Raw genomic sequence first — 19702 nt, forward strand, 5'->3', positions numbered from 1 at the left:
CTGCTGCGCGATCCCTTGGGAGCGCTGCTTGGTATTTCGCTCTCACGCCACAGCTTCCCTGCGCCAGCCCGGCAATTCGGCCCCGAGATCTACCTGTCAAACGGCGCGGGCTTTCCTGCGGAGTTCTACGCCGCGGTCTGCGGCTGGCAGCTGCAGGCCGCACAGGCACAGCCACAGGCGCAGGCGCAGGCGCAGGCAGCAGTGCCCATCCACGGGCCGTCGAACAGACTTGCCGGCTGGCACCTGACGCACGTCTTGCCGCCGCTTCCCCGTCCTGCTTGGGTGCCGAACATCAAAACCGCCTCTGCCTCCGGCGCGCGTTTGGCCGCCGAAGCACTGGGAGCCCGGTTTGCAGGCGAAGCCGTATTGCCCGGCACGCAGTCCCCCTGCTTGCTGCTGCAGACGCCCGGCGGCGCGCCTGCCGTGTTCAGCACCGCCCCGGCCCGGGACGGCCCGGTCAGCACATCCGGCTGACCCCAGCGTCAGGACCCCAGGGTCCTGACGCTAGATATGCAGCGCCTGCCCCAATGCTCTGAGGCAGGCCTCCTGCAGGGCTTCCGACTGGGTCGGATGGGCATGGATCGTCGCGCCGATATCCTCCAGGCAGGCGCCCATCTCGATGGCCAGCGCAAAGGCGGCAGAGAGTTCCGGCACCCCTGCCCCAACCGCCTGCAGGCCCATCACCGCATGGTCGCTCTGGCGCCAGACAACCCGGAGGAAGCCGTCCTCGCGTTCCGCGGTCAGCGCGCGCCCATTGGCCTGCAGCGGGAAAACCGTGGCGGCGGTGCCCTCGACCTCGCCCGGCAGGGCGCCGCAGGCCACCACCTCCGGATCGGTGAAACAGACCGCCGGAATGGCCCGCTTGTCCCACTGGACCGCATGGCCCGCGATATGCTCCGCGACCATTTCGCCCTGCGCCATGGCGCGGTGGGCCAGCATCGGCTCGCCGGTCACATCCCCGATGGCATAGATGCCGCGCATCGACGACTGGCAATGGCTGTCGGTTTTGACAAACGGCCCGTCCTGGGTCAGCGCCAGCTCCTCGATGCCGATCCCCGCGGTGCGGGGCCGCCGCCCGACGGTCACCAGCACCTTCTCCGCCGCCACGTCGCCCTGACTGGTCAGCAGCCTGCCGTTCTCATAGCCCCGCGCCGAGGTGCCGGTCTTCACCGCCACCCCCAGCGCCTCCAGCCGCGCCGCAACCGGGCGGGTCAGCTCCGCATCATAAAGCGGCAGAATGCGCTCCTCCGCCTCGACCACCGTGACCTTGGCGCCCAGCTTGGCAAAGGCGGTGCCCAGCTCCAGCCCGATATAGCCGCCGCCGACCACCGCTAGGCTGTCCGGCACCTGCGTCAGCTCCATCGCTCCGGTCGAGGACAGGATGGGGCCGCCGAACGGCAGATCCGGCAACTCCACCGGGGCAGAGCCGGAGGCGATCACGATATGCTGCGCCTGGATCACCTGGCCGTCGCCATTGCCGTTCACCGACACTGTCTTGCCGTCCAGAAACCGGGCGCGGCCCTGCACGAACCGCACGCCCGCCTTTTTCATCAGCGCCGTCACGCCGCTGTTCAGGCGCTGCACGATGCCATCCTTCCAAGCCACCGTTTTGGCAAGATCAATCGCAGGCGCGCCGCAGCTGATCCCCAGCGGCCCTTGCGGCGCGCTTGCGATCCGGTGAAATTCCTCCGCCGCATGGATCAGCGCCTTGGACGGGATGCAGCCCACGTTCAGGCAGGTGCCGCCCGGTTTGCCCTCGTCCACCACGATGGTGTCGATTCCCAGCTGGCCCGCGCGGATGGCACAGACATAGCCGCCGGGACCGGCGCCGATGATCAGCAGTTTGCATTTCAGATCAGACATTCAGCCCTCGACAAACAGCATCGCTGGGGTTTCCAGCAGGGATTTCAGTTTCTGCACAAAGACCGCGGCGTCCCAGCCGTCCACCACCCGGTGGTCGAAGGAGCAGGACAGGTTCATCATCTTGCGCGGCCGGAACTGCTGACCGTCCCAGACCGGGCGGATCTGCATCTTGTTGACGCCGACGATGGCCACCTCCGGGTAGTTCACAATCGGGGTGGTGGCGATGGCACCCAAGGGCCCCAGCGAGGTGATGGTGATGGTGCCGCCGCTCAGCTCCTCCCGCTTGATCGAGCCGTCGCGGGCGGCCTCCGCCAGCCGCTGGATTTCCGCCGCATTGTCCCACAGGCTGCCCGCCTCTGCATGGTGCACCACCGGCACCGTCAGGCCCTGACCTGTCTGGGTGGCAATGCCCGCATGCACACCGCCGTGGCGGTGGATCACGCCGTCCTCATCGTCAAACCGGGCGTTCAGCCCGGGCTGCTCGCGCACCGCCTCGACAATGGCGCGCAGCAGGAAGGGCAGCAGGGTCAGCTTGGGGCGGCTGCCCTCGTGCTTCTTGTTCAGCGCCGCCCGCAGATCCTCCAGCGCCCCCATCTCCACCTCCTCAACGATGGTGATATGCGGGATCTGCCGTTTCGCCTGCGCCATCTTCTCGGCGATCTTGCGGCGCATGCCGACCACCCGGATCTCCTCAACCCCGGTGTTGCGGCCGCGGGTGACGCCGCCCTGCTTGATGCCGCCCGAGGCAATCCAGTTGTCCAGGTCCTCATGGCTGATGCGCCCCGCCGGGCCGCTGCCTGGCACCTGCCGCAGGTTCACCCCCTCGGCCCGTGCCCGCGCCCGCACCGAGGGCGCAGCCAGCGGCCTGGCGCCCTCCGGCGGCGGCATCCGGCGCCCCGGTTTCTTTGCCGCAGGCTCCCGTGCCGGCTCTGGCCCTGTTTCTGGCTGTGTCTCTGGCCCTGTCTCTGGCGCTGTCTCAGCAGCCTGCTCAGCTTCTGCCTCCGGTGCGGGGGCGGCGGCATTGCCCGCGCCCTCAACCTCCAGCCGCACCAGAACCCCGCCTACCGGGATCATCGCGCCGATTTCACCGCCCAGCTCCAGCACCGTGCCGTCCGCCGAAGACGGCACCTCCACCGCCACCTTGTCGGTCATCACCGCGGCCAGGATGTCATCCTCGCGCACCACGTCGCCCGGTTTCACATGCCACTCGATCAGCTCCGCCTCGGCAACGCCCTCGCCCACATCGGGCAGCCGGATTTCAAACACCCCCATGGATCAGTCCTCCATGACTTTCTTCAGCGCCTCGCCCACCCGGCCAGGCCCCGGAAAATACTCCCACTCCTGCGCATGCGGATAGGGCGTGTCCCAGCCGGTGACGCGGATCACCGGCGCCTCCAGGTGGTAGAAGCAATGCTCCTGCACCAGCGCCATCAGCTCTGCCCCGAAACCGGAGGTGCGGGTCGCCTCATGCACGATCACGCAGCGCCCGGTCTTCTGCACCGAACCCACGATGGCCTCCAGGTCCAGCGGCATCAGGCTGCGCAGGTCGATCACCTCGGCGTCCACGCCGGTCTCCGCCGCCGCCGCCTCGGCCACAAACACCATCGTGCCATAGGCCAGCACCGTCACCTCCGCGCCGGCGCGCCGCACCGCCGCCTTGCCCAGCGGCACGATGCCGTCCCCGTCCGGCACCTCGCCCAGCGGATGGGACTTCCAGCTTTCCACCGGCTTGTCGTGATGGCCGTCAAACGGCCCGTTATAGAGCCGCTTCGGCTCAAAGAAGATCACCGGATCCGGGTCCGCGATGGCCGCCAGCAGCAGCCCCTTGGCGTCGCGCGGATTGGAGGGCATCACCACCTTCAGCCCCGACACATGGGTAAACAGCGCCTCCGGGCTCTGGCTGTGGGTCTGGCCGCCGAAAATGCCGCCGCCGGTGGGCATCCGGATCACCAGCGGGCAGGTGAAATCCGCGTTCGAGCGGTGCCGCAGCCGCGCGGCCTCCGAGACGATCTGGTCATAGGCCGGATAGACGTAATCCGCGAACTGGATCTCGATCACCGGCTTCAGCCCATAGGCCGCCATGCCGATGGCGGTGCCGACAATGCCGGATTCATTGATCGGTGCGTCAAAGCAGCGGGATTTGCCGTATTTCTCCTGCAGCCCCGCGGTGCAGCGGAAGACACCACCGAAAAATCCCACATCCTCGCCGAAAACCACCACCCTTTCGTCCGCCGCCATCGCCACGTCATGGGCCTCGCGGATGGCTTCGATCATCGTCATCCGCGCCATTTCAGAACCCCGCTTCCTGCCGCTGCCGGATCAGATGCGGCGGCATGGTTTCATAGACGCCTTCGAACATGTCGCGCGGGCTGGGGACCTTGCCGGCGCTCAGCGTGCCGATGGCCTCCGCCTCCTTCTGCGCCGCGCGCACCGTGTCCAGCACCTCTGCCTCGGCCTGGGCGTGGCGCTCCTCGCTCCACTCCCCGATGGCGATCAGGTGCTTCTTCAGCCGCTCCACCGGGTCGCCCAGCGGCCAGGCCGCCGCCTCGCGCCGGGACCGGTAGGCCGACGGGTCATCGCTGGTGGAATGGCCGCCCGCCCGGTAGGTCACATGTTCGATCAAGGTCGGCCCATGCCCCCGCCGGGCGCGTTCACAGGCCCATTTCGCCACCGCGTGCACTGCCAGATAGTCGTTGCCATCCACCCGGACTGAGGCGATGCCGAACCCGTGGCCGCGCGCGGCAAAGGTGCCGACCCCGCCGCGGGCAATGCCCTGAAAGGTCGAGATGGCCCACTGGTTGTTGACGATATTCAGCACCACCGGCGCGGTGTAGGTCGAGGCAAAGACCATCGCCGCGTGGAAATCGTTCTCCGCAGTGGAGCCGTCGCCGATCCAGCCCGCCGCAATCCGCGTATCGCCGGAAATGGCAGAGGCCATGGCCCAGCCCACCGACTGCACGAACTGGGTGCCCAGATTGCCGGAGATCGTGAAAAACCCGTGTTCCTTGGAGGAATACATGATCGGCAGCTGCCGCCCGTGCAGCGGGTCCTCGGCGTTGGAGTAGATCTGGTTCATCATGGTGACCATCGGATAGCCGCTGGCGATTAGCAGCCCGGCCTGCCGGTAGGTCGGGAAATTCATGTCGCCCGGCTCCAGCGCCCGGCTGAAGGCGCAGCTGACCGCCTCCTCGCCCAGATGCTGCATATAGAAACTGGTCTTGCCCTGCCGTTGCGCATTCAGCATCCGCGCATCGAACGTCCGCAGCAGCAGCATGTGGCGCAGCCCCTCGTGCAGCTCTTCGGTGCTCAGCGCGCCCGCCCAGTCGCCCACCGCCTCGCCGTCCTTGTTCAGCACCCGCACGATGGAAAACGCCATGTCCCGGATCGCATCCGGGTCCACATCCACCGGCGGCCGCGGCACCGCGCCCGCGCGCGGAATTTCAAAACCGGAAAAATCCGGCGTATTGCCCGGGCGGCAGCCCGGCTCAGGAACATTCAGCGAAAGCGGTCGGGTGTCACTGGTCATGCTGCACCTTTCTGGCTGTGCAGCCCCGGGACGCCGTCCGGCGGGCTGCTCCGTGCCGGGCGGACGCCGCCGGTCTGTGCCGCTGCCGTCTGCCCTGCCCCGTTTTTTTACCACATAGTCCGGTAACCAATGACTGCCACGGTTGCAGAACCGCGCCGCCACGGCAACCTTTGCATGACAGAATACCGCCCGGGCGGCGGCCCAGGCGGCTGGTTTAACGCAACTTTTCGGTCCGGGGGTGCCGCCGGCCGGTCAGGCGTAATGCTTGTTCCGGGACATCTTGCCGATGCCGGGGTTCATGCTGTTGGTGGGGTCCACCGATTTGTAGAACGCCGCCAGATCCGGCTTGGCCGGGTACAGGTGGCCGACGTTGTGCTCTGCCGGGTATTCGGCCCCGCGTTTGTCCAGCAGAGCCAGCATCGCGTCCTTCAGCGCCTTCACGTCTGCACCCTTCTTCACGATGTAGTCCTGATGCAGCACGTGGCACATGAAATGCCCGTAATAGAGCCTGCCGGCCAGCTGATCCCCGATCTCCGGCGGCAGTTCCTCGAACCAGTCCTGATCGTTGCGGCGCAGGGCGATATCCAGCGCGATGATGTCCTCCACCTCGGCCCGGTGCACGGCCATGTAGCGCACCGCGGCGCCGGCCGCAGCAAAGCGGTGCAGCCCGGCCATCTTGGCCTCGCGCGGGGTGCATTCGAAGTAGCTGAGACTGCCGCCGGCTGCCATCTCCGCCAGCAGGGCGCGGGCCTCGGCAATGCCGCCATCGCGCATCTTGAGGATCAGGTGGTGCGGGTGGGACCGGCGGAACGCCCGCATCCGCCGCGGCAGGATATCCGGCCACAGGCGCGACAGCATCTGCATCACCCGGTCGGTCAGATTGCCCAGGCCGGGAATGCCGGCCAGCCGCGCATCCACCGCGCCTTTCAGCGCAAAGAACATGGGCAGCCGGTCCGTACCCAGCTTGTCGATCATCACCATGGTGTCCTTGCCATAGCGGTCCGACAGGTCAAAGACATCCCGGTGCATGTATTCGGCGCTGACCGGCAGGGTGGCAAACTCCGCCAGAATGCGGCGGCGCAGGGCGGTCAGCGCCGCCGTGGTCCGGCTGCCGACGTAAAACGTCAGCTCTTCGGCGTTTTTCGCGTAGGTATCCAGCCGCACCGCAAAGACCGCCAGCTTGCCCGCGCAGCCCGCCGCCTCATAAAGCCGCGACTTGTCGGCATTGAACCGCGCCGGGGTCGGCGCGTCGATATCTCTAACCCTGCGCGCATAGGAAGTGTCGGAGGCTTTCCGGTTGCCGGTCTCAACATCTTCAGGGCGGTAATCGCCGTTCTGCAGCCGGGTCAGGATCTCCTCCGGGCTAGCGCCCAGATTGATGCCCAGATGGTTGACCAGTTCCAGCTCCCCGTCCCCGGTGATACGGGCAAACAGCGACAGCTCGGTATAGGACGGCCCCCGCTCCACCAGCGACCCGCCGGAGTTGTTGCAGACCCCGCCCACAATCGACGCCCCGATGCAGGAGGAGCCGATCACCGAATGCGGCTGCCGGCCCAAGGGCGCCAGCAGCTTTTCCAGCGCAAACAGGGTGCTGCCCGGGAAGCTCACCACCTGCTTACCGCCGTCCAGAAGCTGCAGCTGGTCCATCCGCCGGGTGTTGATCAGCACCACATCGCGGTCATATCTGCCCTTGGGGGTGGAGCCTTCGGTCAGCCCGGTGTTGGCCGCCTGCATGATGACGATCTTGTCCGCCGCGACACAGGCCTGCAGCACCTTCCACTGCTCCAGCAGGGTTGCCGGCCGGACCACCGCCAGCGCCTCCCCCTCACCGGAGCGGAACCCCTTGCGGAACCGCCGGGTGGCGCGGCCGCCGGTGAGCACATGGCGGCGCCCGCAGATGGATTTCAGCGCAGCAATCAGCTCTGCATCAGTCATAACAGCCGCCCTCCCCTGCTCAATACGCCACAGAGGGCAGCCAGGTCGCCAGTGCCGGCCACAGGTAGACAAACATCAGCCCGGTCAGCTGCAGCAGCACAAAGGGAATGATGCCCTTGTAGATATGGCCCAGGCGGATTTCCGGCGGGCAGACGCCCTTGAGGTAGAACAGCGCAAAGCCGACCGGCGGCGTCAGGAAGGACGTCTGCAGCGTCACCGCCACCAGGATCACGAACCACACCAGCGCCGGCTCATCGATGGCGCCGAAGCCGGGAATATCCAGGCCCAGCCCGTTCACGATCGGGCGCATCAGCGGCAGCACAATCAGGGTGATCTCGATCCAGTCCAGCACAAAACCCAGCAGGAACACGATGAACAGGATCATGAAGACGGTGCCCTCAGGCCCGAAGCCGGTGCCTTGGATCATCTCCTCGATCAGCGCGTCGCCGCCCAGCTCCCGCAGCACATAGGAAAACACCGTCGCGCCCAGGAAGATCGCAAAGATATAGGCGGTGGTGTTGAAGGTCGCCTTGAGCACATTGACCAGCTTCGCCAGCGTCAGCTTGCGGTAGCCAAGCGCCAGCAGCGTCGCCCCCAATGCGCCCACGCCCGACGCCTCGGTCGGCGTGGTGAGCCCTGCAAAAATAGAGCCTAACACGGCCAGAATCAGCCCCAGCGTCGGCAGCACCGCAATCAGCACGTCCTTGACCGCCGCCCAGTCCGGGCGCTTGGCCCCCGCAGGCACCGGCGCGACGTCGCGTTTGATCAGCGCAATCACGAAAATATAGGTGAGGTAGAGCGCACCGATGATCACACCCGGGAACACCGCCGCCATGAACAGGTCCCCCACGCTCAGCGCCATCTGGTCGGCCATGATCACCAGCATGATCGAGGGCGGGATCAGAATGCCCAGCGTGCCGGAGGCCGAGACCACGCCCGCCGCCAGAGCGGGACTGTACTTCTGCTCCATCATCGACGGCAGCGACAGGACGCCCAGCAGCACCACAGAGGCACCGATAATGCCGGTGGAGGCCGCCAGGATGATGCCGATCATGGTGACGGTGATCGCCAGTCCGCCGCGCACGGTGCCGAACAGGCGCTGCATCGCCCCCATCAGCCGCTCCGCCACGCCGCTTTCATCCAGCATCAGACCCATGAAGATGAACATCGGCAGCGCCACCAGCACCGCGTTCGACATGGTGGCATAGACCCGGTTCACCACCGCCCCCAGGGTCAGATAGTCCAGCCCGGTCAGGGTTTCCTCCAGCCCGGTCCAGTGCATCATGCCGTTGTCGAACAGATAGGCCAGCCCGCAATAAGCCACGCCCACACCGGCCAGCGTCCAGGCCACCGGAAAGCCGGTGAACAGCAGCGCAATGAAGGTGAGGAACATGGCAATGACCAACTTTTCCTCGGTGGTCTCCACCAGGAAGGTCAGCGCGGTGGCGACAATGGCAAAGCCAACCAGCGCCCAGATCACCAGCCGCAGGCTTTTCCCGGCGCGCTCCTCTGCCGGGCCCGCCAGCAGCGCGTGGGTGTCATGGATCAGCCGCGCCAGCGCCGCTGCCGCCAGCAGCACGAAACTCAGCGGGATCACCGCCTTCAGCGCCCATCGGGCCGGCAGGCCCGTGGGGCTGTCGGAACGTTCGCTCACCCGCCAGCTTTCGTAGAAATAATCGTAGCCCTGATCGATCATCAGATAGATGAACGGCACCAGCAGGGTCAGGATGCCGATCACCTCGATGATCCGCCGGGCGCGGCGGCTCAGCTGCATGTGCAGCACATCGACCCGCACGTGGCTGTCGGTGACCAGCGCATAGGATATGCCGATCATCGTCACCAGCCCGTAGAAATGCCACTGGATCTCGTCCAGCTTGGGATAGTTCTGGTTCAGCAAGTAGCGCAGCGCGACCTGCGACACGATGGCCAGCACCAAGAGCAGGTTGGCCCACATCACCAGATTGCCGGTCCCCTTGACCGCGTTGTCGATCCACACCGCCAGCTGCTGCCGGTCCTCGTCGCCATGCTCAAGGATCTCTTCGTAGCGTTCGATCGGGTCGTCCTGCAGGTGCAGATTCTCAGCCATGGTTTCCTCCTCCGGAACGTGGCGTGCGCGGACGTGAATGCGCCCGTGTCAGTCAGGGAAATGACGAAAATCGGGAAAGGCGGGGCGGCGGAAATGCTGCCGCCCCAAGGTGCGCAAGCGGATTACTTGCGCGGGAGGAATGCGTTTTCCTTCCAGACCGCATAGCCTTCGCGGAAGGTCTGCATGTCCAGCAGCACCCGGCCGAAGAACTGGTCATTGGTGGCTTCTTCCGCGGCAACCTCGTCCCAGGTTGCACGGAACAGCTCCAGCATCTGCGCGTCCCACTGCTTGATGTGGACGCCGTTGTTTTCAACATTGTCGATCAGCGCCGCATGCTGGATCGCCTCGCCTTCGGCAAAGCTGTCGGCCATCGACGCCTTGCAGGCGTTTTCGATGATCGCCTTGTGCTGGTCGCTGGCTTCGTTCCAGACGTCCTTGTTGACCAGCAGTTCAAACACGGTGGCCTGCTGGTGCCAGCCGGGGAAGTAGTTGTATTTCACCAGCTTGTGAAAGCCCAGACGGGCGTCGATGGCGGGCATCGAGAATTCGGTTGCGTCAATCGCGCCCTTCTCCAGCGCCGGGAAGATCTCGCCGCCGGGCAGCAGCGATGTGGCCACACCCAGCTTCTGCATCACCTTGCCGCCCAGGCCGAAAAACCGCATCTTCAGGCCGTTCAGGTCCTCGGCGCTGTTGATCTCCTTGGCGAACCAGCCGGAGGTCTCCGGCGCGATCACTGCACAGGGCAGCACCTTCACATTGTATCCCGCCTGATCGTACATCTCCTGATAAAGGGTCATGCCGTTGCCATAGTAGAGCCAGGCCATGTATTCGCCCGCTTCCGGACCGAACGGCACGGCAGAGAACAGCGGCGCGGCCGGGATCTTGCCTGCCCAGTAACCGGCGGTGGTGTAGCCGGAGTTGATCTTGCCCGAGGACACCGCATCCAAGATCTCGAACGGCGGCACCAGCTTGCCGGGCTCATAGACCTTCATCTTGAGGCTGCCGCCGGACATCAGGTCCAGCTGCTCAGCCACCCGCGGGATCGGCGTGCCGAGCCCCGGCAGCGCGGTCGAAAACGCAATCGGGGTTTTCAGCAGCAGCTTGTCGGCGGCCTGTGCGGCAGGGGCCGCCAGCAGCGATGCGGCCACGGCCAGCGAGGTCAGGGTCTTCTTCATGGGATCTCCTCCGGGTTCAGTCCGGCCGCTCCTCCGGCCGCAATTCCAACCGCTGATGCGGCATGACTGGTAAATATTATTGACCACACAAATCAGTCAACAACTTTATTTACCACTGAGCCGACTGACCGCGGGAACGTGAAGCGTGCAAAACCGCATGTATTTTTCGCACTTTGAAGGCAGGTTCAGAAAAGATTGTTTTCTTTCATGCTATTGTCTCAACCCCGGATATCCGTATTTCTGGGTACCGCGGCTTGCAGTTTTGCGGCGCAGTGGTAAAGTTTCGGAATGACCTCTGGTTCGAGGTTTCTCTGCATCAAAGTGGACGCCATGACCGATATCCGCCCGTTTGACCCAGTTGGACACGAATCGATTGCCGATGCCGTGGTGGAGCAGATTGAGACGATGATCGTCGACGGCATCCTCAAGGAAGGCCGCAAACTGCCCTCCGAACGGGAGCTGGCAGAGGCCATGGGGGTGTCGCGCCCCAAGCTGCGCGAGGCGCTGCAAACACTGGAAAGCCGCGGGCTGGTCAATGTCCGCCACGGCGAGGGCACCTTCATCGCGCCGCTCACCGGCCGGGCCATGTCCCCTGCCCTCCTGTCGCTCTACACCCGCCACGGCGGCGCCTTCTACGACTACCTGGAATACCGCCGCGAGCAGGAGGCCTTTGCCAGCCGCCTGGCCGCCGCCCGCGCTACAGACTCCGACAAGGCACGGCTGGCCGAGATCATCGCCGATATGCAGAAAGCCTGGGAACAGGACGATCAGGATGCCAGCCAGGAGGCCGACTTCCGCCTGCACACCGCCGTCGTCGATGCCAGCCAGAACACCACGCTGATCCACATGATGGCCTCGGTCTACGATCTGACCCGGCAGGGGGTGTTCTACAACCGGGAATTCCTGCGCACCATGGATGGCACCGGCGCCGAGCTGCTGAAGCAGCACAAGGAAATTGCCCAGGCGATCATCGACGGCGACCCGGAGCGCGCCGAGGCGGCTGCCCGGCGCCACATGGATTTTGTCGAGGAATCCTTCCGCGCCGGGCAAGAGCAGCAGGCCCGCGAGATCCGCGCCGCCAAGCGGCGGCAGCTGACCAGATAGGCCTATGGCCGGTGCGCGGCAGACGTTCTTAAGCGCTTGTCCGGCCTTTCACCCGTCCAGTCGACAAAACCGCCCTGCCCCGGTATCGTTTTCCCTGCAGAACCGGCAACCGGACCGCCGGTCAATGGCGCGTACTGCCATGCCAGACAGGGACAGACGCAATGACAGGGCACGCCCCCATTCCGATCCAGTTCGCCGAACCTGCATGCCTGCGCATCGGTGCGGTGGAATTCGGCACCGGGGATCCCGCATTGCACAGCTTCCGCAAGAATATCCAGACCGTCCCCGCTAACAGGCTGCTGCTGCAGGACGGCGACGACAGCGGCAAGATCATCATCGTTATGGACGGGTGGCTTGCCACCTCGAAATCTTCCCTGAACGGCGAGGTGCAGCTGATTGATTTCCTCCTGCCCGGAGATGTCGCCGACCCGACGTCCGCCGACGGAAAAACCGCCGGTTTCAGCGTTGAGGCGGTGACCGATGCCCGGGTCTGCGTCATCCCCCTGCCCGCCTGGCACAGCCTGCTCGCAGCATCCGCGCCGCTGGCACGCGCCCATGAACACGTCCAGGCTGCAGAACGCAGCCGGCTGTCGGAACGTATGCTGCGGCTGGGCCGCGGCAGCGCAGAAGGCAGGATTGCCTATGCGCTGATTGAACTGTGCCTGCGGCTGAAACCGCTGGGCCTGTCAGAGAATTGCGCCTTTCACCTGCCCTTGACCCAGCGCCACATTGGCGATTTCACGGGCCTGACTGCGGTGCATGTCTGCCGCACCCTGCGCCGTTTTGTCAGGAATGGCCTGGTGGAAACCGCGGATCACATGGACATCCGTATCAATGACCTCAGCGCCCTCGCGGATGTGGCAGGCGCCGAACCGGACCGGCTCGCCGCTGAGATCACACCGGTGCCGGACTAGAACCGGGCACTAGCGGTACTCGGCAATCTCTCCCAGCGCTTCCCCGGCAAGCCGCTCAGAGGCGTGCACCGCAATGTCGGTGACCGACAGCAGACCCGCCAGGTTCCCGTCACCGTCCAGTACCGGCAGCCGGCGCACCTGATGGTCTCCCATCAGCGCCGCTGCCGTTTCGATCGAGTCGCAGGTGCGGCAGCACACGGCTCCGGCTGTCATGACAGCCGCAACCGGCAGCCTTTCCAGCTGCTGGTTTTCACCGGCCAGCGTCAGAACCAGATCCCTGTCTGTCAGGATGCCCACGATTCCCTCTGCCTCGACCACCGGCAGCACGCCGATGCCAAGGCTCTTCATTTGCTCCGCGGCACTGGCAGCACTGTCCTGCGGGCGGGCAAAACGCGCAGGCACGGTCATGATCTCCTGGACTAGCATGACCTTCTCCTTTTGAATCGTTCCCCTGAACCGGCTGAGTCGCCGCATATCAAGTCTCGGCCATTCCCGCGTCCTGTGCATTAACCGCCGTAAACGGACCAGGCAGTTGCCGGACCTGCAAGGGCAGGGCAGGAGTTCACAGCTGTGAACTCTCTAGGCTGCGGCCTTGCGGGCCAGAGCCATGACCATCGGGGCGCTGGTGAAGGTGCCGGAGACCGCCTTGATGTTCAGATGCCGGAGGTATCCGCTGGGGGAGCGGATGTCCGGGAACCGTTCCAGCATGGCTGCGACCACGGTTGCGGCTTCTGCGGTGCCCATAACAATCTTGGTCTCTTCCCAGACTGCTGAAGAGATCCCCATCATCGGGCGTACGGTATCGGCCGCCCGCAGGAGGTCGGGCCAATGGCGGATGGGGCCATCCGCATAGCTCTGGATTTCACCGCAGGCCGAGAGGATCAGGCGCAGGGGGAGGTTTGGGCCGCTGGGGGCAGGGGCCTTTGGTGACTGGTGCAAAGTTTCATGGTTCACGGAACCTTGTTCTGAGGGTTTCTCAGCATAGCCGGTATCCTCTTTCGATTCCGTATGCAGTGCGTGCGCTGCCTTTACGGACTGTTCAGATTCAAAAGAGTCTTTCTTAGAATTCTGATAGTGGTGCTCATTTTGGGCGCCGCTGGTGCCCGGTTCCTCTGCAAAAAGGGTCTCTAATTGGCGTTTGGCTTCCTCCAGTGCGGCGGAGAGGGATGCCTGGATGTGAGCCAGGTCCGTCAGTCCCAGCTTGCGGCGCAGGTCGCGGGCGGTGAGATGGGCGAGGTCCTGGAACTGGTCCCAGACGGCAATCTCAGGACGCTCTGCGGCGCCCAGAAGGGCAAGGTTCAGCAGGTCGCGGCGCATCAGGGTGACGGTTTCGCGCAGCTGCTTGATCCGGTCCGCCAAAGCGCGATCCGCCTCGGCGGCGTCCGAAAACTCGGCGTAGCGGCGGGCGAGGGGAGACAGGTCAAACCCATAGGCCACCCGTTCGCCTTGAGAGCGGCGCACGTAGCGTTTGCCGTTGGGGCTGTCGCGGCGGATCAGGATGCCCGCAGCCACCAGCTTGGCCATGTGGCGGCGCATGGTGGAGTTGGGCATCCCGTTCAGCCGTTCGCAAATCGCCCGGTTGGAGGGGTGCACAACGGTGGCGCCGGGCTGCGGGTCCACTTCGGTGCCGGGCAGGAAGCTGAGCAGCGCCTGCAGGACAGAGAGGTCGCGGTCGTTCAGGCCGTAGCCCTTGCGCGCCGCAGCGAGTTCGCGCAGCGCGTCCCATTTGCTGACAGGGCTGAGCATAGGGGAGTGCGCGGCGGCGGCCTGCTGATGTTTCAGCAGGACAGCATCCACCGTCCGCCCGAAAGGCGTGAGGGGCATATATCCCATGTCATCATCACGAAAGACAAAAAAACACCGGCCCGCGAATCGCTTTCGACTTGCGGATATCACCTCCGGCCACTAACTTGAGAGTGCTAGAAACAAGTTGGTCTCGTGGAGCTTCGGTTTTGCGGGGCCTTCTTTTTTGCCTGCTCTGTGCCTCCTAAGTTGTTGTTATCATTACTCTTCGCCGCGCGACTGCCAGCGCGCGTGAAGCTCTTCAATCAGTGTTTGCGCCTCAGCCTCCAGCCAGTCGGCAAAGCCGCCGCCCGGCAGTTCCAGGCTGACGCCCTTGGCGGTGCGGCGCAGGGTGGCGCTGCGCAGCCCATCCACGGTCAGCGGCTGGCTGAGGGTGCGCGCCTTGGCGGGTTTGGCCGGTTTCTGCGGGGCAGGGGCGGAGGCAACGGCGCTGAACACCGCCTCAAACGCCAGCACCGACGGGTCGGCGGGTTCGGCCTCGGCGGTGCCATTGACGGCCCGCATGGTGAAATCGTCGTATTCCTTCTGGGCGATGGCAATCAGCCCCTCCTGCCTGGCGCCGCTGGCGGCAATTGCCTTGGCCAGCGCGTCCCAGCGGGGGCGGCCGATGCCCTGGGCCGGGCCGATGGCGCGGATCAGATCGGGGCCCACCGCCTCGGCAATGGCGATGGCCATGGAGACGGAGGATTTGGTGACGGTCAGCACCTCGGCGACTTGCGATTGGTTGCCGAAGCCGTTTTCGACCAGTTCCTGCGCGAACAGGGCCTTTTCGATGAAGGAGAGGTCGCGGCGCGCCATGTTTTCGGAAATCTGCGCACGCACGGCGGCGTCATCATCCAAAGTGGCGACCAGGGCGCGGACCTTGGTCACCTTGTCGGAGGCGCGGATCGCCTCCAGCCGGCGGCGGCCGTAGACCAGCAGGTAACGGTCGGTCTCGGACGGGTGGCGGCGCACCAGAATGGGTACCGTCTGGCCGTTGGCCTCAATCGCGTCGCGCAGGTCGTGGATGTCGTTCGGGTCGAGCCGGTCGTGGACGCGGGTGTCCTCGATCTGATGCGGCTCCAGATCCCAGACCCGGTGCGAATCCACCGCGTCGCGGGCCGAGCGCAGGGCGCGGTTGCTGGACATCATCGGCGTCGCCGGGGCAGGGGAGGAGACCGGCGCGCCGGCCGCGGCCAGGCTGTCGAGCATCGAAAGGCGGGATTTCTTGCTGGTCATGTGCGCCCCCAGGTTTCCTGAATGAGCTGGCTGATTTCGTCGTTCACGGCGTTCAGGCTTTCGACTGCGCGGTCGTAGGTGGAGCGGGTGAAAGCGCTGCGTTCGACCTCGTATAGAGTCTGTTTTGTGAGGCCCGCGTCGGAGATTGCGGTGGACTTCAGCATCGGCGCGTTCAGCACCTTGTCGCCGTACATGGTGCGCAGGAAGGCAACGATCCGGTTCTGCGGCGCATCCGAGGGTTCGTAGCGGGTCAGCAGGTAGCGCATCCAGTCGTGGGACATATCGGCGCCGGATTGCGCGATCACATCCATCAGGTCGGCGGTCATGCGCAGGAATTGCGACATCGACATCACGTCGAGCATCTCCGGGTGGATGGTGACCAAGACGCCGGTGGCGGCGGAGAGCGCCGACATGGTGAGGAAGCCGAGCTGCGGCGGGCAGTCGATCACCACCACGTCATAGTCGGAATCGACCTGTGTTAGAGCCTCTTTGACCCGGAAGAAGAACAGCCCGGCACTGCCCTGCGCGAGGGCGCGGGGGGTGTCGTGCTCAAACTCCATCAGTTCGAGGTTGCCGGGGATCAGGTCGAGATTCGGGATATAGGTTTTGCGGATCACCGAGGAGATCGGCGCCGGGTCGTCGTAGCGGATGGCGTCATAAAGCGTGCCGCCGTCCTTGAGGTCGAACTCCGGCTGGACGCCGTGCAGGGCGGTCAAGGACGCCTGCGGGTCGAGGTCGATCGCCAGCACCCGGTAGCCCTTGAGCGCGAGGCGCTGCGCCAGATGGGCGGAGGTGGTGGTCTTGCCGGAGCCGCCCTTGAAATTCATCACACCGATGATCTGCATATGATCATTCTCCCGGCGGCCGGGCAGGTAATCGCCGGACTTTCGGGCGGTTTTCTCCAGCAGTTCGCGCAGTTCGCGGATGTCCTCGGTGGAATACTGGCGGCGGTTGCCGGCAGTCAGCTCGGGCGAGGGGCCCTTGCCGTCCAGATGCAGTTTGCGCAGGTAGGAATCATTCACGCCCAGCAGGCTTGCGGCCTCGCCGGAGGTGAATTTGCGCATGGTCTTGGAAGCGTTCGGCGGGAACAGGCTTTCGCGCTGTGCATGCAGCTGGGCCGCAATCCATTCGGAATGCTGGCGGATCACTGCATTGAGATCCTCAGGTGTGTATGTATGATCCATCTGCCCTAGTGCCTGCCATATGCGCCGCTCTGCCTTTTGCCCGTGAGTTTGCTGCGTGGCGTGTTCACGGAATTTGGCGTTTGCCGCCTCTTTTCCGTGACTATTGGCCAAAGAGCGGGATTCGTGCAAGCGTTTTCTATAGTTGGCCCCTGCCGGGCGTGTCGGCAACAGCCCCCTGCGGCGTTGGTGCAGTTGCCGGGCCTGCTGCCCTGCGGCAGGCTGGGTTCAGCAGCCGGTTGGGGCAGCGGAGGGCAAAGCGCATGGCAGACCCGGTTCAGGACCGTACTCGCGGGCAACTCAGCGGGCTGACGGGGCAGCAGGCGGAGGCGGTACGGCGGACCTATGGCTGGAACGAGCTGCCGCGCGGCAGGCGGACCGGGCCGCTGCAGGTGTTCCTGCGCCAGTTCAGCAATTTCCTGGTGCTGATCCTGATTGCCGCGGGGATCATCGCCTTCACGCTGGGCGAATACACGGACACATTGGCGATCGGGCTGGTGATCGGGCTGAACGGGATCCTTGGCTTTGTGCAGGAATGGCGGGCGGAGACCGCGCTGGAAAGCCTGCGCAGCATGCTGTCGCCGCAGGCGCTGGCGGTGCGCGACGGGCGCGAGCAGGTGATCGAAGCGCGCGAGCTGGTGCCGGGCGATCTGATCATTCTAGAGGCGGGCGCCCGGGTGCCTGCCGACGCGCATCTGCACGAGGCTGCCGGGCTGCGGCTGGATGAAAGCGCGCTGACCGGGGAATCGGTTCCGGTGGACAAGGCGCCTGGCACAGACACTGCGGAGGTGTTTGCCGGCACGGTGGTGGCGGCGGGCCGCGCGCTGGCGGTGGTCACCGCGACCGGCGCGCGCACCGCCTTTGGCGAGATAGCGGCGCTGACCGGAGCGGTGGGGCTTAAGAAGACCAATCTGCAGGTGCAGCTGGGCCGGCTGGCGCGGCAGCTGGGCTTTGCGGCGCTGGCGGTGGCGGCGGCTATCCTGGCGCTGGGGCTGTACATGGGGCGGGACGCGGCGGAGATGTTCATGACTGGCCTGTCGCTGTCGGTGGCGATGGTGCCGGAGGGGCTGCCCGCGGTGGTCACCATCACCCTGGCGCTGGGGGCGGCGGCAATGGTGCGCCAGAAAGCCTTGGCGCGGCGTCTGCAGGCGGTGGAAACGCTGGGCGCAGCCTCGGTCATCTGCACGGACAAGACCGGCACCCTGACCGAAAACAAGATGACCGTGACTCGGGTCTGGACGCTGGAACGCAGCTATCAGGTGACCGGCACCGGCTATGACCCGGCGGGCCATATTGCCTGGAACGGCGCCGTTACCGGCGCGCGAGAGGATGCGGTGCTGGCAGAGCTGCTGGAAGCGGGGCTGACCTGCACCCATGCCAGCCTGCACCGTGAGGGGGACCACTGGCAGATGACCGGCGCCCCGACCGAGGGCGCGCTGGTCACCCTGGGCTACAAGGGCTGGGCAGCGCTGCCGCCGCCGGATGCGGTGGTGGCGGAAATCCCCTTCAGCAGCGAACGCAAGCGGATGAGCGTTCTGGTAAAGGGCGGCAGCGGCGAGAAGGTCCTGACCAAGGGCGCGCCGGAGCAGGTTCTGGGCATCTGTACGGAGGTGCTGACCCAGGACGGCCCGCGGCAGCTGGGTGCGGAGGAAGCGGCCGCCATCACCGGCGCCTATGAGGCGATGGCCGCAGAAGGGCTGCGGGTGATCGGCCTGGCGGTCGGCGCGGCGCAGGGCGGGGAGATCCGCGAGCAGGACATGACCTTTCTCGGACTGGCCGGACTGATCGACCCGCCGCGGCCCGAAGTGCGGGATGCCATCGGCGCGGCGCGGGCGGCGGGCATCCGGGTGATCATGATCACCGGCGACAGCCCGCTGACTGCCAAGGCAATTGCCGCCCAGCTGGGTCTGCCTGCGGGAAAGACCCTGACCGGTGATGCGCTGGAGGCACTGGAGGATGCGGAGCTGGACCGGCTGTTGCAGCAGGATGTGCTGTTTGCCCGTACAAGGCCCGCCCACAAGATGCGGATCGTCTCGGCCCTGCAGGGGCAGCATCAGATCGTGGCGATGACCGGGGACGGGGTAAACGATGCACCGGCCCTGAAGCAGGCCGATATCGGCGTCTCGATGGGGGTGCGGGGCACCGATGTGGCCAAGGATGCCTCTGACCTGGTGCTGCTGGACGATAACTTTGCCACCATCGTCCGCGCCATCGGCGAAGGGCGGCGGCAGTTTGCCAATGTGCGCAAGTTCGTGCGCTACCTCTTATCCTCCAACGCAGGCGAGGTGATCGCGCTGCTGATCAATATCCTGATCGGCGGGCCGCTGATCTTTCTGGCGACCCAGATCCTGTGGATGAACCTGGTCACCGACGGGGTGACGGCGGTGGCGCTGGGGCTGGAGAAGGGCGAGCCGGACCAGATGGAGCATCCGCCGCGCCGGAAAGACGCGCCGATTGTGGGAAAGGCCGGTCTGCTGACCATTCTGGCGCTGGGGCTTTATACCGGGCTGGCCAGCCTGTGGCTGTTCCTGCATCTGCTGGACGGCAACGAGGATCTGGCCCGCACCGCCGCCTTTACCGCCATGGTGGTGTTTGAGAAGGCGAGCGTCTTTGCCTTCCGTTCGCTGCATCTGCCGTGCTGGCGGATCGGGTTCTTCAGCAATCCGCTGCTGCTGGCGGCGCTGGCGGTGACCATCGGGGCGCAGGTTGCGGCAGTGTACTGGCCGCCGCTGCAGGTGCTGCTGCACACGGTGCCGCTGCAGGCGGAGCAGTGGGGGCTGATCGCGCTGCTGGTGCTGCCTATCCTGGTGGTGCCGGAGGTGCTGAAAACCCTGCGCTACCTGACCGGCCGGCGGGCCACGCGGGCGGCTGCGGCGGCTTGACCTCCCTCAATGCGG

General features: G+C 65.5%; 14 protein-coding genes and 1 pseudogene. 4 read left to right on the forward strand and 11 right to left on the reverse strand.

Annotation, left to right across the window (positions count from 1 at the left end):
• A pseudogene (locus N6L27_RS22310) lies at positions 1 to 474 on the forward strand (hypothetical protein); the annotation flags it as partial.
• Between the two features lie 30 nt (positions 475 to 504).
• On the opposite strand, the gene lpdA reads toward N6L27_RS22310, so the two are convergent.
• From lpdA to N6L27_RS22350, 7 genes are all read right to left on the reverse strand, one after another.
• On the reverse strand, positions 505 to 1863 hold the full coding sequence (gene lpdA / locus N6L27_RS22315; RefSeq protein ID WP_271909629.1) for a dihydrolipoyl dehydrogenase: 1359 nt from the start codon (positions 1861 to 1863) through the stop codon (positions 505 to 507).
• A complete protein-coding gene (locus N6L27_RS22320) occupies positions 1864 to 3135 on the reverse strand; it encodes a dihydrolipoamide acetyltransferase family protein (RefSeq protein ID WP_271909630.1) in 1272 nt (423 codons plus the stop codon).
• A 3-nt stretch (positions 3136 to 3138) separates the two neighbouring features.
• The gene (locus N6L27_RS22325; RefSeq protein WP_271909631.1) at positions 3139 to 4152 is read right to left on the reverse strand and encodes an alpha-ketoacid dehydrogenase subunit beta; all 1014 of its coding nucleotides are present in this window, start codon (positions 4150 to 4152) and stop codon (positions 3139 to 3141) included.
• A 1-nt stretch (position 4153) separates the two neighbouring features.
• Positions 4154 to 5389, reverse strand: coding sequence for a 3-methyl-2-oxobutanoate dehydrogenase (2-methylpropanoyl-transferring) subunit alpha (locus N6L27_RS22330; protein ID WP_271909632.1), 1236 nt, complete (start codon positions 5387 to 5389; stop codon positions 4154 to 4156).
• Between the two features lie 252 nt (positions 5390 to 5641).
• A complete protein-coding gene (gene dld, locus N6L27_RS22335) occupies positions 5642 to 7324 on the reverse strand; it encodes a D-lactate dehydrogenase (protein WP_271909633.1) in 1683 nt (560 codons plus the stop codon).
• A 19-nt stretch (positions 7325 to 7343) separates the two neighbouring features.
• Positions 7344 to 9410, reverse strand: a complete 2067-nt coding sequence (locus N6L27_RS22340) for a TRAP transporter large permease subunit (RefSeq protein WP_334312521.1) — start codon at positions 9408 to 9410, stop codon at positions 7344 to 7346.
• A gap of 122 nt (positions 9411 to 9532) precedes the next feature.
• Complete coding sequence (locus N6L27_RS22350) at positions 9533 to 10585, reverse strand: TRAP transporter substrate-binding protein (protein WP_271909634.1); 1053 nt, start codon at positions 10583 to 10585, stop codon at positions 9533 to 9535.
• Between the two features lie 330 nt (positions 10586 to 10915).
• Between N6L27_RS22350 and N6L27_RS22355 the strand changes: the two genes are divergently transcribed.
• Positions 10916 to 11689 (forward strand): FadR/GntR family transcriptional regulator, encoded by a 774-nt coding sequence (locus N6L27_RS22355; RefSeq protein WP_271909635.1) that lies wholly within the window; start codon positions 10916 to 10918, stop codon positions 11687 to 11689.
• Positions 11690 to 11850: 161 nt separating this feature from the next.
• Positions 11851 to 12603 carry a Crp/Fnr family transcriptional regulator gene (locus N6L27_RS22360; protein WP_271909636.1) on the forward strand — a complete coding sequence of 251 codons (753 nt, stop codon included), beginning with the start codon at positions 11851 to 11853 and terminating at the stop codon, positions 12601 to 12603.
• Between the two features lie 9 nt (positions 12604 to 12612).
• Here the strand turns inward: N6L27_RS22360 and N6L27_RS22365 are convergent, their stop codons facing one another.
• The 4 genes from N6L27_RS22365 to repA all read right to left on the reverse strand — a co-directional run bounded on the left by N6L27_RS22365 (position 12613) and on the right by repA (position 16808).
• Positions 12613 to 13029, reverse strand: coding sequence for a CBS domain-containing protein (locus N6L27_RS22365; RefSeq protein ID WP_271909637.1), 417 nt, complete (start codon positions 13027 to 13029; stop codon positions 12613 to 12615).
• A gap of 153 nt (positions 13030 to 13182) precedes the next feature.
• On the reverse strand, positions 13183 to 14427 hold the full coding sequence (repC, locus tag N6L27_RS22370) for a plasmid replication protein RepC (RefSeq protein WP_271909638.1): 1245 nt from the start codon (positions 14425 to 14427) through the stop codon (positions 13183 to 13185).
• Between the two features lie 180 nt (positions 14428 to 14607).
• Complete coding sequence (gene repB / locus N6L27_RS22375; RefSeq protein WP_271909639.1) at positions 14608 to 15624, reverse strand: plasmid partitioning protein RepB; 1017 nt, start codon at positions 15622 to 15624, stop codon at positions 14608 to 14610.
• Positions 15621 to 16808 carry a plasmid partitioning protein RepA gene (gene repA / locus N6L27_RS22380; RefSeq protein WP_271909640.1) on the reverse strand — a complete coding sequence of 396 codons (1188 nt, stop codon included), beginning with the start codon at positions 16806 to 16808 and terminating at the stop codon, positions 15621 to 15623. Before repA ends, repB begins: the two co-directional genes overlap by 4 nt.
• A gap of 260 nt (positions 16809 to 17068) precedes the next feature.
• Here repA and N6L27_RS22385 point away from each other — a divergent pair, with 260 nt between their 5' ends.
• Entirely contained in the window at positions 17069 to 19687 is a 2619-nt protein-coding gene (locus N6L27_RS22385; RefSeq protein ID WP_271909641.1) for a cation-translocating P-type ATPase, read from the forward strand.
• Positions 19688 to 19702 lie beyond the last annotated feature (15 nt).

Source organism: Leisingera sp. SS27, assembly GCF_028368855.1.
Lineage (GTDB): Bacteria > Pseudomonadota > Alphaproteobacteria > Rhodobacterales > Rhodobacteraceae > Leisingera.

What these genes read in the sequence shown, in the direction of transcription:
- lpdA (WP_271909629.1), bottom strand. Translation starts at nt 1,863, where the DNA reads ATGTCTGATCTGAAATGCAAACTGCTGATCATCGGCGCCGGTCCCGGC.
- N6L27_RS22320 (WP_271909630.1), bottom strand. Translation starts at nt 3,135, where the DNA reads ATGGGGGTGTTTGAAATCCGGCTGCCCGATGTGGGCGAGGGCGTTGCC.
- N6L27_RS22325 (WP_271909631.1), bottom strand. Translation starts at nt 4,152, where the DNA reads ATGGCGCGGATGACGATGATCGAAGCCATCCGCGAGGCCCATGACGTG.
- N6L27_RS22330 (WP_271909632.1), bottom strand. Translation starts at nt 5,389, where the DNA reads ATGACCAGTGACACCCGACCGCTTTCGCTGAATGTTCCTGAGCCGGGC.
- dld (WP_271909633.1), bottom strand. Translation starts at nt 7,324, where the DNA reads ATGACTGATGCAGAGCTGATTGCTGCGCTGAAATCCATCTGCGGGCGC.
- N6L27_RS22340 (WP_334312521.1), bottom strand. Translation starts at nt 9,410, where the DNA reads ATGGCTGAGAATCTGCACCTGCAGGACGACCCGATCGAACGCTACGAA.
- N6L27_RS22350 (WP_271909634.1), bottom strand. Translation starts at nt 10,585, where the DNA reads ATGAAGAAGACCCTGACCTCGCTGGCCGTGGCCGCATCGCTGCTGGCG.
- N6L27_RS22355 (WP_271909635.1), top strand. Translation starts at nt 10,916, where the DNA reads ATGACCGATATCCGCCCGTTTGACCCAGTTGGACACGAATCGATTGCC.
- N6L27_RS22360 (WP_271909636.1), top strand. Translation starts at nt 11,851, where the DNA reads ATGACAGGGCACGCCCCCATTCCGATCCAGTTCGCCGAACCTGCATGC.
- N6L27_RS22365 (WP_271909637.1), bottom strand. Translation starts at nt 13,029, where the DNA reads ATGCTAGTCCAGGAGATCATGACCGTGCCTGCGCGTTTTGCCCGCCCG.
- repC (WP_271909638.1), bottom strand. Translation starts at nt 14,427, where the DNA reads ATGCCCCTCACGCCTTTCGGGCGGACGGTGGATGCTGTCCTGCTGAAA.
- repB (WP_271909639.1), bottom strand. Translation starts at nt 15,624, where the DNA reads ATGACCAGCAAGAAATCCCGCCTTTCGATGCTCGACAGCCTGGCCGCG.
- repA (WP_271909640.1), bottom strand. Translation starts at nt 16,808, where the DNA reads ATGGATCATACATACACACCTGAGGATCTCAATGCAGTGATCCGCCAG.
- N6L27_RS22385 (WP_271909641.1), top strand. Translation starts at nt 17,069, where the DNA reads ATGGCAGACCCGGTTCAGGACCGTACTCGCGGGCAACTCAGCGGGCTG.